The sequence below is a fragment of the Rhodoferax sp. genome (assembly GCF_023700745.1).
Lineage (GTDB): Bacteria > Pseudomonadota > Gammaproteobacteria > Burkholderiales > Burkholderiaceae_C > Rhodoferax.
Genome location: NZ_JAMPYG010000004.1, coordinates 49,242 through 63,335, shown reverse-complemented (window position 1 = coordinate 63,335; position 14,094 = coordinate 49,242). Strand labels below are relative to the sequence as shown.

Genomic DNA, 14,094 nt, shown 5'->3' with positions numbered 1-14,094 from the left:
GCGCGAGTGGTCTGACCCGCAAGGTATTAAACGGTTGGGTTCAGAGCACGTCGCTACGCCAGTGGTCTGACCCGCAAGGCATGTCGGATGGGTACTGCCTGACTTAATTACAATCGGGCACTTAAGTTTGGTATAGCCAATCCGTTTGGTTCGGGGCGCGTCTCTCTGGAACGCGCCCTTTTTTCTGTTGCTCAATCACTCTTTACATCGGTTTCTTGGATGCATCACATCAGAAATTTCTCCATCATTGCCCACATTGACCATGGCAAGTCCACGCTGGCCGACCGTCTGATCCAGCGTTGTGGTGGTTTGCAGGAACGCGAAATGGAAGCCCAGGTGCTCGACTCGATGGACATCGAAAAAGAGCGCGGCATCACCATCAAGGCGCAAACTGCGGCGCTGCATTACAAAGCCCGCGACGGTCAGGTTTACAACCTCAATCTGATCGACACCCCCGGCCATGTGGACTTTTCCTACGAGGTCAGCCGTTCCCTGTCGGCTTGTGAAGGGGCCTTGCTGGTGGTCGATGCCAGTCAGGGTGTCGAAGCGCAAACGGTAGCCAATTGCTACACCGCGCTCGATCTCGGGGTGGAAGTGGTGCCGGTGTTGAACAAGATGGACCTGCCCAACGCCGACCCTGACAACGCCCGCTCTGAAATTGAGGACGTGATCGGGATTGACGCCTCCGAGGCGATCGCCTGCTCGGCCAAGAGTGGCATGGGCATTGACGACATTCTGGAAGCCGTGGTGGCCCGCATACCGCCACCCAAAGGCAATCCGAACGGCCCCTTGCGCGCCATGATCATTGACAGCTGGTTTGATCCGTACGTCGGCGTGGTCATGCTGGTGCGCGTGGTCGATGGCCGCCTGGCCAAGGGTGAGCGCATCAAGCTCATGGCCACCGAGACCACCTACAACGCCGACAGTTTGGGTGTTTTTACGCCGGCCAACGAGCCGCGCCAGGCCCTTGAAGCCGGCGAGGTGGGCTATATCATTGCCGGTATCCGCGAACTGCAGGCCGCCAAAGTGGGCGATACCATCACCCTGATCAAAGCCGGCAGCGGCGGCGCGGCGTTCACGGCCACCGAGCCTTTGCCGGGTTTCAAGGAAATCCAGCCGCAGGTCTTTGCCGGCCTGTATCCGACCGAGGCCAACCAGTACGAAGGTCTGCGCGACAGCCTGGAAAAGCTCAAGCTCAACGACGCCTCGCTGCACTACGAGCCAGAAGTTTCGCAAGCCCTGGGTTTTGGTTTCCGATGCGGCTTTTTAGGCCTGCTGCACATGGAAATTGTGCAGGAGCGGCTTGAGCGCGAATTTGACCAGGACCTGATCACCACCGCGCCGAGCGTGGTTTACCAGGTGGTGTCGGTCGACGGTGAGGTCAAGATGGTGGAAAACCCGTCCAAAATGCCCGACCAGGGTCGTCTGGACGAAATCCGTGAACCCATCGTCACCGTCCACCTGTACATGCCGCAGGAATATGTCGGGCCGGTCATGACCTTGTGCAACCAGAAGCGCGGCGTGCAACTCAACATGGCCTACAAGGGGCGCCAGGTCGTGCTCACCTACGACATGCCGCTGGGTGAGATCGTGATGGACTTTTTTGACAAACTCAAAAGCGTCTCGCGTGGTTATGCCTCGATGGACTACGAGTTCAAGGAATACCGCCCGGCCGACGTCGTCAAGGTCGACATCTTGCTCAACGGCGAGAAGGTCGACGCGCTGTCGATCATCGTGCACCGTTCCCAGTCGCAGTACCGCGGCCGCGCGGTGGTGGCCAAGATGCGCGAAGTGATCTCGCGCCAGATGTACGACGTGGCCATTCAGGCAGCCATCGGTGCCAACATCATTGCGCGCGAAACCATCAAGGCGCTGCGCAAAAACGTGATCGCCAAGTGTTATGGCGGCGACATCTCCCGTAAGCGCAAGCTGCTGGAAAAACAGAAGGAAGGCAAGAAACGTATGAAGCAAATTGGTTCGGTCGAAGTGCCGCAAGAGGCCTTCCTCGCCATTTTGAAGGTGGACGCGTGATGCAAGCGATCACTGCCGTGATTCTGGCCGCCTTTGTCGGCTATGTGGGGGCCTGGTATCTGGGGGCACTCGAAGGCAACTTCGCCCTGCTTCTGTTCCTGGCCACCGTGGTGACAGGCATCTACTGGCTTGCTGAGCGCTTTTATTTTTTGCCGAATCGCCAGAAAGCGGCTGCTGCCCTGGAGGCGCAGGCCATCACACGCCAGGTCGAACTCAGCAAAATGGGCATCAGCAAGGTTGACGGTGATCTGGCTGAGGGTAAGCAGCGCATCCTGGCACAGCCCTGGTGGCTGGATTGGACGGCGGGCTTGTTCCCGGTGATCATTGGCGTTTTCATCCTGCGCTCGTTCCTGTTCGAGCCTTTCAAGATTCCATCGGGTTCCATGATCCCGACGCTGTGGGTCGGTGACCTGATTCTGGTCAACAAGTTTCATTACGGGCTGCGCTTGCCGGTGCTTAACACCAAGATCACTGAAGGCACGCCGCCACAGCGCGGTGATGTCATGGTGTTTCGCTACCCACCCAAACCGAGCCTGGACTACATCAAGCGCGTGGTCGGGGTGCCTGGCGATGAAGTGGCCTACATCAACAAGCGACTGACAATCAATGGCAAGCCGTTGCCCACCAACGCCTTGCCTGAGTTCTTTGACGAAGACACCATGCGTTACTTTCCTCAGTTTGAAGAAACCCTGGGGGCACAGCCGCATCGCCTGCTTAACGATCCGGCGCGGCCTGCTTTTATTCCGGGTGTTGATGAATTTGAATTCAAGAACAATTGCCGCTACAGTATTGAAGGCGTGGTGTGCAAGGTACCCGAGGGGCATTACTTCATGATGGGCGACAACCGCGACAATTCGCTGGATTCGCGCTACTGGGGGTTTGTGCCCGACAAGAACATTGTGGGCAAGGCTTTCTTCATCTGGATGAATTTCGGCAACCTCAAACGCATCGGCTCTTTCAATTGACCAGGAGACGGACATGATTTCTTCTTGTAAATCCGGCCAGCGCGGCATCACCATGATCGGTGTGCTTTTTGTCGGGGTGCTGCTGGCGGGAGCGGGTGTGCTGACCGCCCAGGTGGTACCCACCGTGATGGAATATCAAACCATCTTGAAAGCCGTGAACAAGGCGAAAGAAGGCAATACCGTTCCCGAAGTGCGCATGATCTTTGACAAGGCCGCGAGCATTGACAACATCAGTTCAGTTTCCGGAAGAGACTTGGAGATTACTAAAGAAAATGACAAGGTGGTGGTCCGCTTTTTCTATGAACGCGAAATTCACCTGATGGGTCCGGCTTTTCTGACCCTCAAGTACAGCGGGAAATCGAATTGAAACAACAGGTGATGGTTTGAATGCCGGTCTGGCCGCGCTGCAACAGCGTTTGCAGCTTCAGTTTGCTGATGCCGATTTATTGAAGCAGGCGCTCACGCATCGCAGTTTTTCATCGGATCACAACGAACGCCTGGAGTTCTTAGGCGACTCGGTGCTCGGCGTGGTGGTTGCGGACATGTTGTTCCGGCGTTTGCAAAAATTGCCCGAAGGCGATTTGTCCAGGGTGCGGGCCAATCTGGTCAAACAAGACACGCTGCATCAACTGGCGGTGTCGCTGGGCTTGCCCGATGTGATTTTGCTGGGTGAGGGTGAACTGCGCTCTGGCGGCCAAAAACGACCTTCCATTTTGGCTGATGCCCTGGAGGCCGTGATTGGTGCGGTCTACCTGGATGCCGGTTTTGCCGCTGCGCAAGCTTTGGTGCAGCGGCTCTACCAGGCAGTGCAAATCAACTCCGAGATGGAGGCCATTGGCAAGGATCCCAAAACCGAGTTGCAGGAGTGGCTGCAGGGACGCCGCATGAAGCTGCCCAATTACCGGGTGGTGGCGACGCTGGGTGCTGCACACAAGCAGAGTTTTGATGTGGAATGCGAAATTCCTGAACTCAACCGTGCCGAGCGTGGCCTTGGCGGTTCGCGTCGTGCTGCAGAACAGGCGGCTGCGACGGCAATGTTGCAATTTTTGAAAGCGACGGTGACCTGATATGAATACCTCCAAGAAAACAGCTTCCGATGCCCCAGCAGTTGAGGTGCAGGACAACCTGGAGGATCTGTTGGCAGGCATGCGCCACGACATGCGCCCAGCGGGCGTCGCCGAAGCGCCGGTCGTGGGTCAGCGTTGCGGCCTGATCGCCATTGTGGGTAAGCCCAATGTTGGCAAATCCACCTTGCTGAATGCACTGGTGGGGCAAAAAATCAGCATCACCTCGCGCAAGGCGCAAACCACGCGCCATCGCATCACCGGCATGCACACCATGGGTCTGACCCAGTTTGTGTTTGTTGATACGCCGGGTTTCCAGACCCTGCATGGCAATGCGCTGAACAAGTCGCTCAACAAAACCGTGGTCGGCGCGGTGGCCGATGTGGACCTGATCCTGTTTGTGGTGGAAGCCGGCAGCTTCACTCCGGCCGATGCCCGCGTGCTGGCGCTGCTGGACAAAAAAATCCCCACACTGCTGGTTGCCAACAAGCTCGACAACGTGCACCGCCGTGGCGACATTGCACCCTGGCTGCAGACCATGCAGGAAAAACACGCCTTTGCCGAGTTTGTGCCGATGTCGGCCAAGAGCGCCAAAGATGTGGAGCGCCTGCTGGGTATCTGCGAAAAATACCTGCCCGAACAAGCCTGGTGGTACGCCGCCGATGAGCTCACCGACCGCAGTGAACGCTTCATGGCCGCCGAGATGGTGCGCGAAAAGCTGTTTCGGCTGACTGGTGACGAACTGCCCTACACCTCGACTGTCATCATCGACAAGTTTGAAGAAGAGCCACCCCAGAAAAAAGGCCAGAAGCGCCTGCTGCGCATTGCTGCCACCATTGTGGTCGAGCGTGACGGCCACAAGGCCATGGTGATTGGCGACAAGGGCGAGCGCATCAAACGCATCGGCATGGAAACCCGCGTCGAGCTTGAAAAACTCTTTGATTGCAAGGTCTTCATCGAGATGTGGGTCAAGGTGCGCTCGGGATGGGCCGATGACGAAGCGCGCGTGCGCTCCTTCGGGTACGAGTAAGTACGTTGAGAGGTGGCTACCAAGCGCATTTCTGACGAACCCGCCTTCGTGCTGCACCGCTACGACTGGAGCGAAAGCAGCCTGATTCTGGAGGTGTTCACCCGCCACCACGGTCGCATGGCGTTGGTGGCCAAAGGTGTGAAGCGGCCCAGTTCCAGTTTTCGGCCTATTTTGCTGCCGCTGCAACCGCTGCATCTGGCCTATGGTGGCGACGCTGAAATCAAGACGCTCAAAGCCGCCGAATGGCAGGGCGGTCACGTCATGCCCACCGGTGATGCGCTGATGTCAGGCTATTACCTCAATGAACTGTTGATGCTGCTGCTGGCGCGCGAAGACCCGCATCCGATGCTGTTTGATGTCTACGCGACCATCGTGCAGATCATTGCCAGCGAGCATGGTGAAGTGCTGGAAGCGGCCTTGCGCGCCTTTGAGTTGCTATTGCTGCGCGAAATTGGCCTGTTGCCCGTGCTTGACGCCCAGACCATGACGCTGCTGGCGCTGCACCCTGACGAACATTACAGCCTGGTGCCCGAAGGTGGACTGCGTCAGGCCAACGACACCGACCGCAGCAGCCTCAGCGGGGCCCAGTGGACGGCGCTGCAACAGGCCCTGGGCGAGCGCGTGCCGCTGACCACCGTGCTGCGCGTCTGCGCTGAAGTGGCCAGCGCGCTCAAGCCCCAATTGCGCGCCTTGCTCAATTACCATTGCGGGGTGCCCACCCTGCGCACCCGGCAAATGATGATCGACCTGCAAAGCCTATGAAAACTACTTCCTTGTCCGTCAACCTCAACAAGGTGGCGCTGGTGCGCAATACCCGGCACCTGGGGATTCCGAGTGTCACGCGCGCCGCCACGCTGTGCCTGCAGGCCGGTGCCAACGGCATCACCGTGCACCCGCGCCCCGATGAGCGCCACATCCGGGCCAGCGATGTGCCAGAGTTGGCAAAGTTGCTCCAGGACTGGCCGGACCGTGAATACAACATCGAAGGCAACCCCCTGCACAACCTGATGGACGTGGTGGGGTCGCTGGTGGCGCAGCAGCTGCCGGTGCACCAGGTCACGTTTGTGCCCGACGCGCAAGGCCAGTTCACCAGCGACCATGGCTGGACCTTCCCGGCCGATGCCCCCGTTTTGAAGCCGCTGATCGCCCAGGCCCATGCCTGGGGCCTGCGTGTCAGCTTGTTCATGGATGCCGACGCGGCGGCCATGGCGGCGGCCAAAGCCGTGGGTGCCGACCGGGTTGAGCTCTACACCGAGCCTTATGCCGCCGCCTGGGGCACGCCTGGTGAGGCCGCGCAACTGGCACGTTTTGCCCAGGCCGCCCAGGCGGCGCTGGACGCGGGCCTGGAAGTGAACGCCGGCCACGACCTGAACCGCGACAACCTCACAACCTTCATTGCCCAGGTGCCGGGTGTCAGCGAGGTGTCCATTGGCCACGCGCTGATCGCCGATGCGCTGGAGCTGGGCTACAGCGCCACCATCAAGGACTACCTGCGCTGCATTCGTGACGCCGCATGATTTACGGCATTGGCACCGACATCTGTGACGTGCGGCGCATCCAGGCCAGCCTGGACCGCCACGGCGAGCGCTTTGCGCAAAAAATACTCAGTGAAGCGGAACTTGCCACCTGGCATCAGCGCACGCAGCGCTGGCCAGAGCGCGGGGTGCGCTACCTGGCCACGCGGTTCAGTGCCAAAGAGGCCTTCAGCAAAGCCATTGGCTTAGGGATGCGCATGCCCATGACCTGGCGCCTGTGTGAAGTGGGCAAGCTGCCCAGTGGCCAGCCACACATCGTGTTGCACGGCGAACTCAAAACCTGGTTCGAGGCCCAATCCTTAAGCGCCCACATCAGCGTGACCGACGAGACCGACTATGCTGCGAGCTTTTGTGTGGTGGAAATCATTGGCAAAAACGGTCTTTAATCGCGATACATTCAGCGCCTGACGCAATTTACCTGGGAACACATCATGACCCTGCACGCCCCCCTGATCATCGACATCGCCGGTCTCACCCTCAGCAAACAGGACAAGCAGCGCCTCAAGCACCCGCTGGTGGGCGGCATGATTTTGTTTGCCCGCAACTGGCAGAGCCGTGACCAGCTCATGGCCTTGTGTCACAGCATCAAGAAAGTGCGCAAGGATTTGCTGATTTGTGTCGATCACGAAGGCGGTCGTGTGCAGCGTTTCAAGACCGACGGCTTTACCCATTTGCCGCCCATGCGCGCCCTGGGCGAGCTCTGGCTGAAAGACGGCAAAGCGGGCGAGGGCAGTGGTGCCCTGCGGGCCACCCGCGCCGCCACCGCCTGTGGCTACGTGCTGGGCGCCGAGTTGCGTGCTTGCGGCGTTGACCTGAGCTTTACCCCGGTGCTGGACCTCGACCATGGCGACAGTGGCGTCATCGGCGACCGCGCCTTGGCCCGCGACCCGCGCGTGGTGAGCCTGCTGGCCAAGAGCCTGATGCACGGCTTGTTGCAAAGCGGCATGGCCAACTGCGGCAAACATTTTCCTGGCCATGGTTTTGTCAAGGCCGATTCGCACACCGACATCCCGGTCGACAAACGCAGCCTGAAAGCCATTCTGGCCGACGATGCCCGGCCTTACGACTGGCTTGGCACGACGCTTGCCAGCGTCATGCCGGCGCATGTGATCTACCCCAAGGTCGATGCCCGGCCGGCTGGTTTTTCAGACAAGTGGCTGGGCGACATCCTGCGCGGTCAGCTTCGCTTCAACGGCGCGGTGTTCAGTGACGACCTGTCGATGGCCGGTGCCCGCGTGCTGGACGGCCAGCCGGTCAGCCCCACCCAGGCAGCCGTGGCAGCGCTGAATGCGGGTTGCGACATGGTGCTTTTGTGCAACCAGTCAACAGGCGAAGGCACCGAGCTCGATGCCCTGATCAACGGCCTGACCGAAGCGCAAGTCAAGGGGCTCTGGCTGCCGAGCGATGCCAGCGAAGACCGCCGGCTGGCCCTGTTGCCCGTCGGCCACGCCACGCCCTGGGACGATTTGATGGTGCAACCGGCCTACATGCAGGCGCTGGACCTGATCCCGTAAGTTCAGGGCGAACGGTGCAACCGGGGCGCCGACAACTCGGCGATCATGTCATTGGTGGCCGCGTCTACATTGGGCTGGGACTTGAGCAGGTTGGCCGCGCTCAGTAGCTTGCGCAGGTCCTGCAGGTCTTTGACGGTGGGCGCCACCTTGATCTGGGCAATGGCGGCGGTGCTGTTGCCGCCCTTGATCAAGGCGACGATTTTGGGTGCCCAAACGCTGGGACGTGACATGAGCTGATTCCTCTGAATGGGGTGGGGGCCTATTTTGGCTGATCCGGCCGCCTTGTGCGAGACAATGTGAACCTAAGAACTTTGCGGGTCAGACCACCCGTGCAGTGACGTGCTCTGACCCCAACGAATATGAAAGACAAACTCCTCAGCAGTGGCCTGGTGTACAGCACCGACAGCGGCCGCATGTGCCCGCAATGCCGCCGACCTCAGGCGCAGTGCAGCTGTCGCCTGGCCGTCAAACGCCCGGCGGGCGATGGTATCGTGCGGGTGTCGCGCCAGACCAAGGGGCGTGCCGGCAAGGGTGTGACGCTGGTCAAGGGGCTGGCGCTGGACGATGCGGCCCTGAACGCGCTGGGCAAGCAGCTCAAAACGGCCTGTGGCTCGGGCGGCACGGTGAAAGATGGCGTGATCGAAGTGCAGGGCGACCACATCGAGCGCGTCATGGAACTGCTCAAGGCCCAGGGCCACAATGTCAAACGGGCCGGCGGCTGAGATGAACCCCGACGACCTGCTTCTGCTGGTAACGCGAACGATGCCCTTTGGCAAGTACAAGGGCCGCCTGATTGCCGATTTGCCGGGCGACTACCTGCGCTGGTTTGTCCGTGAAGGGGTGCCCAAAGGGGAGATGGGCCGCCTGCTCGCGCTGATGCACGAGATCGATCACAACGGCTTGTCTGACTTGCTCAAGCCGCTGCGCTGATCAGTTGGGGTCAGAGCACGTCGCTGCGCGAGTGGTCTGACCCGCAAGGCCTCACGATGCCTCCCACAACCGCACACCTGCGGTTTCCAGGTGGGTCAAGTACACCCGCACCTCGAATTCAAGCTGGTGGTAGCCGGGCTCCATGTGCTTGCAGAGCTGGTAAAAAGCCTTGTCGTGGGCTTTCCCCTTCAGGTGCGCCAACTCGTGCACGGTGATCATTCTGAGGAATTCGTCGGGCACATTTTTGAACAGCGTGGCAATGCGGATTTCGCGCTTGGCCTTGAGTTTGTTGCCCTGCACGCGTGACACGCTGGTGTGGGTGCCCAGGGCGTTTTTCACCACATGCAGCTTGCTGTCAAAAAGCACCTTGTTGACCGGATCGGCACCACGTAGATAATCGGTTTTAAGCGCCTGCACGTAGTCAAACAGGGCGCGATCGGTGCGTACCGTGTGCGCCTGCGGGTATTTTTGCAGCAGCCAGTCGGCCACCTTGTCGTGCTGCAGCATCTGCGCTACCTGCACCAGCGTGGCAGCAGGGTAGCCTTGCAGGTATTTCAGCGCGACAACAGGTGGGGAGGCGAGTGAAGGGTTCATGTTCAGGTAGGGTGGCGGATCACCATGGCGCGCCTTTTACAATGCGCACTCTTCATCTTAGTGGCAGTGTTGTCCATTTCCCATTTTCATGCATCTCCCTCACGAACCTTCCCATTTACCCGTCGAGGTGCCAGACCCTGCCGCGCAGGATGAGCGCACCGTGGTCCCGCTCAAGATCGAGGACTGGCTCACCGTGATCGTCATGGGCTTGCTTGCACTCATTACCTTTGCCAATGTGTTGGTGCGCTATTTCACCAACCAGTCTTTTGCCTGGACCGAAGAGTTATCCGTCTTTTTGATGATTGTGCTGGCGTTGGTGGCGGGCTCGGCCTCGGTGGCGCGTAACCGCCACATCCGGATTGAATTTTTTGCCGACGCCGGGTCCCCCGCAAGGCAGCGGGCGCTGGCGCGTTTTGGCGCCCTGGTGGTGGCTGGGCTGTTCGCCTTGATGGCTGCCTTGAGTATGCGCATGGTGTATGACGACTTCCAGTACGGCGAAACCTCGCCCGGCATCGGTGTGCCGCAGTGGTGGTACAGCATGTGGCTGCCCATACTTGCCAGTGCAATTGCACTGCGGGCCCTGGGCCTGTTCATTCGCAGGGGGCGACGCACGTGATTGCCACACTGCTGTTTGTCGTATTCTTGGTCATGATGCTGGTCGGTGTACCGATTGGCGCCGCTTTGGGCTTGGCGGGTGCGGCCGCCATTGGGCTCGCCAACGCGGATGCGCAATGGTATGGCCTGCTGGCGGTACCGCAGAACTTCTATGCGGGTCTGGGCAAGTACCCCTTGCTGGCGATCCCGATGTTTGTGCTGGTCGGCTCCATTTTTGATCGCTCGGGTGTGGCGCTGCGCCTGGTCAACTTTGCGATTGCCATCATTGGGCGCGGCCCCGGCATGCTGCCCGTGGTGGTGATTGCTGTAGCCATGCTGATGGGGGGTATCTCCGGTTCCGGACCCGCCACCGCTGCGGCCGTCGGGGGCGTGATGATTGCCGCCATGACCCGCTCGGGCTACCCGCCGGCGTTTTCAGCCAGCGTGGTGGGTGCGGCGTCGTCGATCGACATCCTGATTCCGCCCTCGATCGCCTTCATCGTTTATTCGGTGCTGGTGCCGGGCGCCTCGGTACCGGCCATGTTCGCCGCTGGCATGCTGCCGGGCTTGCTGGTGGGTTTGGCCTTGATGGTGCCAAGCGTCTGGCTGTCGCGCAAATACCATATGGGCCAGCACGAGGCGCAGTTGCCCAAGCCGCCGTTCTGGGCCAGCCTGCGTGAAGCCTCTTGGGGCCTGGCCGCACCGGTGTTGATTCTGGGCGGCATGCGGGCGGGCTGGTTCACGCCGACCGAGGCGGCCGTGGTCGCGGTGTTTTACGGACTCTTTGTCGGCATGGTGATCTACCGCACCATCCGGGTTCGCGACCTGTTCCACATCCTGCGCGAATCGGGCGAGTTGTCGGCCATCATTTTGCTGGTGGTGGCGTTGGCGGGCATTTTTGCTTATTCGCTGTCCACCCTGGGCATCATTGACCCGGTGACGCAAGCCATTGTGAACTCGGGTCTGGGTGAATACGGGGTGCTGGTGCTGCTGATTTTGATGTTGGTGGCGGTGGGCATGTTTCTGGACGGGATTTCGATCTTCCTGATCTTTGTGCCGCTGCTCCTGCCCATCGTCAACTTCTACCACTGGGATACCGTCTGGTTCGGCGTGTTGTTGACGCTGATGGTGGCGCTGGGCCAGTTCACACCGCCGATTGCGGTGAACCTGATGGTGTCATGCCGCATTGCCGGGGTACGCATGGAGGAAAGTGTGCGCTGGGTGTTGTGGCTGATGGCCGCGCTGTTGTGCGTGCTGTTGCTGGTTATCATCTTCCCTTCGATTGCGCTGTGGCTGCCCACGCGCCTGGGCTATTGAGCTCTGTCATTTTTTTTTAAACAAGGAGATTGATGTCATGAAAGTTCGTTCGTTACTCAAATGGGTGCTGGCCGCTGGTGCACTGAGCGTGGCCACGCTGGGTTCTGCGCAAAGCTATAAGTCGGAATACCGCATGTCGCTGGTGCTTGGCCCGGCCTTCCCCTGGGGCAAGGGTGGCCAGATCTGGGCCGACCTGGTGAAGGAGCGCACGCAAGGCCGCATCAACATCAAGCTGTACCCGGGTGTGTCGCTGATCCAGGGCGACCAGACGCGCGAATTTTCAGCGCTGCGCCAGGGCGTGATCGACATGGCGGTGGGCTCCACCATCAACTGGTCACCGCAAGTCAAGCAGCTCAACCTGTTCTCCATGCCATTCCTGATGCCCGACTACGCCGCCGTTGACGCACTGACCCAGGGGCCGGTGGGCAAACAGATTTTTGCCACGCTGGACAAGGCGGGTGTGGTGCCGCTGGCCTGGGGCGAAAACGGCTACCGTGAACTCTCCAACTCCAAGCGCGCAGTGCGTGCACCGGCCGACCTCAAGGGCATGAAAATCCGTGTGGTTGGCTCACCGCTGTTTCTCGACACCTTCACCGCCTTGGGTGCCAATCCGACGCAAATGAGCTGGGCCGATGCGCAGCCCGCGTTTGCCAGCGGCGCCGTGGACGGTCAGGAAAACCCGCTGTCGATCTTCACCGCCGCCAAGCTGCACAACGTCAGCCAGAAGCATGTGACGATGTGGGGTTATGTGGCCGACCCGCTGATTTTTGTCGTCAACAAGGAGATCTGGGGCTCCTGGACGCCGGCTGACCAGGCCATCGTGCGCCAGGCTGCGCTGGATGCGGGCAAGCAGGAAATTGCGCTGGCCCGCAAGGGTCTGGTGGAGGCCGAACAGCCGCTGCTCAAGGAAATTGCTGCCCTGGGTGTGACTGTCACGCACCTGAGCCCGGCTGAACGCGACGCCTTTGTCAAGATGACACGCCCGGTCTACGACAAGTGGAAAAACACCGTGGGTGCAGACCTGGTCAAGACCGCCGAAGCCTCCATTGCGGCGCGCAAGAAGTAATTCAAGTCCTCTTGCCTGTACTGGCCTCCCTGCCCGGGAGGCCTTTTTTTTTGGCCTGACGGAATGGCGTCAGGCCGGTTCGTTGGTCAGCACTTCGCCGCGCAGCGTGAAGGTGCGGGTGTCGGTGATGGTGACGTCCACCATCTGCCCGACCAGGCGTGGCTGGCCGACAAAATTCACGACCCGGTTGCACTCGGTGCGCCCCATCAGTTCGGTGGCATCGCGCTTGGAGGCGCCCTCCACAAGAATGCGCTGCACCGTGCCCATGCGGCTCTCGGAAATGCGCTTGATGCTGTCGTTGATCACGCCTTGCAGGTGCTGCAGCCGGCGCAACTTGACCTCGTGCGGCGTGTCGTCGGCCAGATTGGCCGCTGGTGTGCCGGGACGCGGGCTGAAGATGAAGCTGAAACTGTTGTCGAATCCGATGTCGTCAATGAGTTTCATCATTTTGCCAAAGTCTTCCTCGGTCTCACCCGGAAAGCCCACAATGAAGTCGCTGCTCAGCGCCATGTCAGGGCGGATGGCGCGCAGCTTGCGCACCGTGCTCTTGTATTCCATGGCGGTGTAGCCGCGCTTCATGGCCATCAAAATGCGGTCGCTGCCGTGCTGCACCGGCAGGTGCAAATGGCTGACCAGTTTGGGCAGCTTGTCGTAGGCGGCGATCAGCGAGGGTGTGAATTCGTTGGGATGGCTGGTGACATAACGGATGCGCTCGATGCCGGGAATGTCGGACACGTATTCGAGCAGCGTGGCAAAGTCGGCCACCTCGGCGCTCGCCCCCATCGGCGCGCGCCAGGCGTTGACGTTTTGCCCCAGCAGGGTGATTTCCTTGACCCCCTGGTCGGCCAGCCCGGCCACTTCCACCAGCACGTCCTCGAACGGGCGGCTCACTTCTTCGCCGCGCGTGTAAGGCACCACGCAGTAGCTGCAGTATTTGGAGCAGCCTTCCATGATGCTCACAAAAGCGCTGGCGCCTTCCACGCGGGCGGCGGGCATGTGGTCGAATTTTTCAATCTCGGGAAAGCTGATGTCGACCTGCGAGCGGTCAAGACGGGCGCGCTCGTCGAGCATGTGCGGCAGCCGGTGCAGGGTTTGCGGACCAAAGACCACATCGACATAGGGCGCGCGGGCAATGATGGACTCACCTTCCTGGCTCGCCACACAGCCGCCGACACCAATCAGGGCGCCCCGCTTTTTCAGGTGCTTCACGCGCCCCAGGTCCGAGAACACTTTTTCCTGCGCTTTTTCGCGCACCGAACAGGTGTTGAACAAAATCAGGTCGGCCTCTTCCACGTTGTCGGTCGGCTCGTAGCCCTGGGCGGCGCCAAGCACGTCGCTCATCTTGTCCGAGTCGTACTCGTTCATCTGGCAGCCGTAGGTTTTGATGAATACTTTTTTGCTCATGGTAGAAATGGTGTGTTGTGTGTTGGTAAGGGGCACGCTTCGGGACGATG

General features: G+C 60.2%; 17 protein-coding genes. 14 read left to right on the top strand and 3 right to left on the bottom strand.

Annotated elements, in window-relative coordinates; all coding sequences use genetic code 11:
• The first annotated feature begins 219 nt into the window (after positions 1 to 219).
• The 9 genes from lepA to nagZ all read left to right on the top strand — a co-directional run bounded on the left by lepA (position 220) and on the right by nagZ (position 8,139).
• Complete coding sequence (gene lepA / locus NDJ10_RS05535; RefSeq protein WP_296160194.1) at positions 220 to 2,031, top strand: translation elongation factor 4; 1,812 nt, start codon at positions 220 to 222, stop codon at positions 2,029 to 2,031.
• Positions 2,031 to 2,996 (top strand): signal peptidase I, encoded by a 966-nt coding sequence (lepB, locus tag NDJ10_RS05530; protein WP_296160193.1) that lies wholly within the window; start codon positions 2,031 to 2,033, stop codon positions 2,994 to 2,996. The genes lepA and lepB overlap by 1 nt, the downstream gene beginning before the upstream one ends.
• 52 nt (positions 2,997 to 3,048) lie before the next feature.
• Entirely contained in the window at positions 3,049 to 3,363 is a 315-nt protein-coding gene (locus NDJ10_RS05525; RefSeq protein WP_296160192.1) for a DUF4845 domain-containing protein, read from the top strand.
• A gap of 16 nt (positions 3,364 to 3,379) precedes the next feature.
• On the top strand, positions 3,380 to 4,063 hold the full coding sequence (gene rnc, locus NDJ10_RS05520) for a ribonuclease III (protein WP_296160191.1): 684 nt from the start codon (positions 3,380 to 3,382) through the stop codon (positions 4,061 to 4,063).
• Positions 4,064 to 4,142: 79 nt separating this feature from the next.
• The gene (gene era, locus NDJ10_RS05515; RefSeq protein WP_296160317.1) at positions 4,143 to 5,090 is read left to right on the top strand and encodes a GTPase Era; all 948 of its coding nucleotides are present in this window, start codon (positions 4,143 to 4,145) and stop codon (positions 5,088 to 5,090) included.
• Positions 5,091 to 5,102: 12 nt separating this feature from the next.
• Positions 5,103 to 5,852 (top strand): DNA repair protein RecO, encoded by a 750-nt coding sequence (recO, locus tag NDJ10_RS05510; protein WP_296160190.1) that lies wholly within the window; start codon positions 5,103 to 5,105, stop codon positions 5,850 to 5,852.
• Positions 5,849 to 6,607 (top strand): pyridoxine 5'-phosphate synthase, encoded by a 759-nt coding sequence (locus NDJ10_RS05505; protein ID WP_296160188.1) that lies wholly within the window; start codon positions 5,849 to 5,851, stop codon positions 6,605 to 6,607. Before recO ends, NDJ10_RS05505 begins: the two co-directional genes overlap by 4 nt.
• The gene (acpS, locus tag NDJ10_RS05500; RefSeq protein ID WP_296160187.1) at positions 6,604 to 7,011 is read left to right on the top strand and encodes a holo-ACP synthase; all 408 of its coding nucleotides are present in this window, start codon (positions 6,604 to 6,606) and stop codon (positions 7,009 to 7,011) included. The genes NDJ10_RS05505 and acpS overlap by 4 nt, the downstream gene beginning before the upstream one ends.
• Before the next feature lie 45 nt (positions 7,012 to 7,056).
• The gene (gene nagZ, locus NDJ10_RS05495; RefSeq protein WP_296160186.1) at positions 7,057 to 8,139 is read left to right on the top strand and encodes a beta-N-acetylhexosaminidase; all 1,083 of its coding nucleotides are present in this window, start codon (positions 7,057 to 7,059) and stop codon (positions 8,137 to 8,139) included.
• A 2-nt stretch (positions 8,140 to 8,141) separates the two neighbouring features.
• Here nagZ and NDJ10_RS05490 read toward each other — a convergent pair whose 3' ends face one another.
• Positions 8,142 to 8,369, bottom strand: a complete 228-nt coding sequence (locus NDJ10_RS05490; protein WP_296160185.1) for a hypothetical protein — start codon at positions 8,367 to 8,369, stop codon at positions 8,142 to 8,144.
• Positions 8,370 to 8,498: 129 nt separating this feature from the next.
• Here NDJ10_RS05490 and NDJ10_RS05485 point away from each other — a divergent pair, with 129 nt between their 5' ends.
• Together NDJ10_RS05485 and NDJ10_RS05480 are read left to right on the top strand one after the other, a co-directional pair.
• Positions 8,499 to 8,861, top strand: coding sequence for a translation initiation factor Sui1 (locus NDJ10_RS05485; RefSeq protein ID WP_296160184.1), 363 nt, complete (start codon positions 8,499 to 8,501; stop codon positions 8,859 to 8,861).
• A gap of 1 nt (position 8,862) precedes the next feature.
• Entirely contained in the window at positions 8,863 to 9,069 is a 207-nt protein-coding gene (locus tag NDJ10_RS05480) for a DUF3820 family protein (RefSeq protein WP_296160183.1), read from the top strand.
• A 51-nt stretch (positions 9,070 to 9,120) separates the two neighbouring features.
• On the opposite strand, the gene NDJ10_RS05475 is transcribed toward NDJ10_RS05480, so the two are convergent.
• Entirely contained in the window at positions 9,121 to 9,663 is a 543-nt protein-coding gene (locus tag NDJ10_RS05475; protein ID WP_296160182.1) for a YgjP-like metallopeptidase domain-containing protein, read from the bottom strand.
• A gap of 88 nt (positions 9,664 to 9,751) precedes the next feature.
• Between NDJ10_RS05475 and NDJ10_RS05470 the strand changes: the two genes are divergently transcribed.
• From NDJ10_RS05470 to NDJ10_RS05460, 3 genes are read left to right on the top strand one after another with little or no spacing between them, the layout of a single operon-like run.
• Entirely contained in the window at positions 9,752 to 10,279 is a 528-nt protein-coding gene (locus NDJ10_RS05470; protein ID WP_296160181.1) for a TRAP transporter small permease, read from the top strand.
• Complete coding sequence (locus NDJ10_RS05465; RefSeq protein WP_296160179.1) at positions 10,276 to 11,574, top strand: TRAP transporter large permease; 1,299 nt, start codon at positions 10,276 to 10,278, stop codon at positions 11,572 to 11,574. The genes NDJ10_RS05470 and NDJ10_RS05465 overlap by 4 nt, the downstream gene beginning before the upstream one ends.
• A gap of 37 nt (positions 11,575 to 11,611) precedes the next feature.
• Complete coding sequence (locus NDJ10_RS05460; RefSeq protein ID WP_296160178.1) at positions 11,612 to 12,640, top strand: DctP family TRAP transporter solute-binding subunit; 1,029 nt, start codon at positions 11,612 to 11,614, stop codon at positions 12,638 to 12,640.
• Between the two features lie 69 nt (positions 12,641 to 12,709).
• Here the strand turns inward: NDJ10_RS05460 and miaB are convergent, their stop codons facing one another.
• Complete coding sequence (gene miaB / locus NDJ10_RS05455) at positions 12,710 to 14,044, bottom strand: tRNA (N6-isopentenyl adenosine(37)-C2)-methylthiotransferase MiaB (RefSeq protein ID WP_296160177.1); 1,335 nt, start codon at positions 14,042 to 14,044, stop codon at positions 12,710 to 12,712.
• Between the last annotated feature and the right edge of the window lie 50 nt (positions 14,045 to 14,094).

What these genes read in the sequence shown, in the direction of transcription:
- NDJ10_RS05475 (WP_296160182.1), bottom strand. Translation starts at nt 9,663, where the DNA reads ATGAACCCTTCACTCGCCTCCCCACCTGTTGTCGCGCTGAAATACCTG.
- lepB (WP_296160193.1), top strand. Translation starts at nt 2,031, where the DNA reads ATGCAAGCGATCACTGCCGTGATTCTGGCCGCCTTTGTCGGCTATGTG.
- NDJ10_RS05485 (WP_296160184.1), top strand. Translation starts at nt 8,499, where the DNA reads ATGAAAGACAAACTCCTCAGCAGTGGCCTGGTGTACAGCACCGACAGC.
- era (WP_296160317.1), top strand. Translation starts at nt 4,143, where the DNA reads ATGCGCCACGACATGCGCCCAGCGGGCGTCGCCGAAGCGCCGGTCGTG.
- acpS (WP_296160187.1), top strand. Translation starts at nt 6,604, where the DNA reads ATGATTTACGGCATTGGCACCGACATCTGTGACGTGCGGCGCATCCAG.
- lepA (WP_296160194.1), top strand. Translation starts at nt 220, where the DNA reads ATGCATCACATCAGAAATTTCTCCATCATTGCCCACATTGACCATGGC.
- NDJ10_RS05505 (WP_296160188.1), top strand. Translation starts at nt 5,849, where the DNA reads ATGAAAACTACTTCCTTGTCCGTCAACCTCAACAAGGTGGCGCTGGTG.
- NDJ10_RS05470 (WP_296160181.1), top strand. Translation starts at nt 9,752, where the DNA reads ATGCATCTCCCTCACGAACCTTCCCATTTACCCGTCGAGGTGCCAGAC.
- NDJ10_RS05490 (WP_296160185.1), bottom strand. Translation starts at nt 8,369, where the DNA reads ATGTCACGTCCCAGCGTTTGGGCACCCAAAATCGTCGCCTTGATCAAG.
- miaB (WP_296160177.1), bottom strand. Translation starts at nt 14,044, where the DNA reads ATGAGCAAAAAAGTATTCATCAAAACCTACGGCTGCCAGATGAACGAG.
- NDJ10_RS05525 (WP_296160192.1), top strand. Translation starts at nt 3,049, where the DNA reads ATGATCGGTGTGCTTTTTGTCGGGGTGCTGCTGGCGGGAGCGGGTGTG.
- NDJ10_RS05460 (WP_296160178.1), top strand. Translation starts at nt 11,612, where the DNA reads ATGAAAGTTCGTTCGTTACTCAAATGGGTGCTGGCCGCTGGTGCACTG.
- NDJ10_RS05480 (WP_296160183.1), top strand. Translation starts at nt 8,863, where the DNA reads ATGAACCCCGACGACCTGCTTCTGCTGGTAACGCGAACGATGCCCTTT.
- nagZ (WP_296160186.1), top strand. Translation starts at nt 7,057, where the DNA reads ATGACCCTGCACGCCCCCCTGATCATCGACATCGCCGGTCTCACCCTC.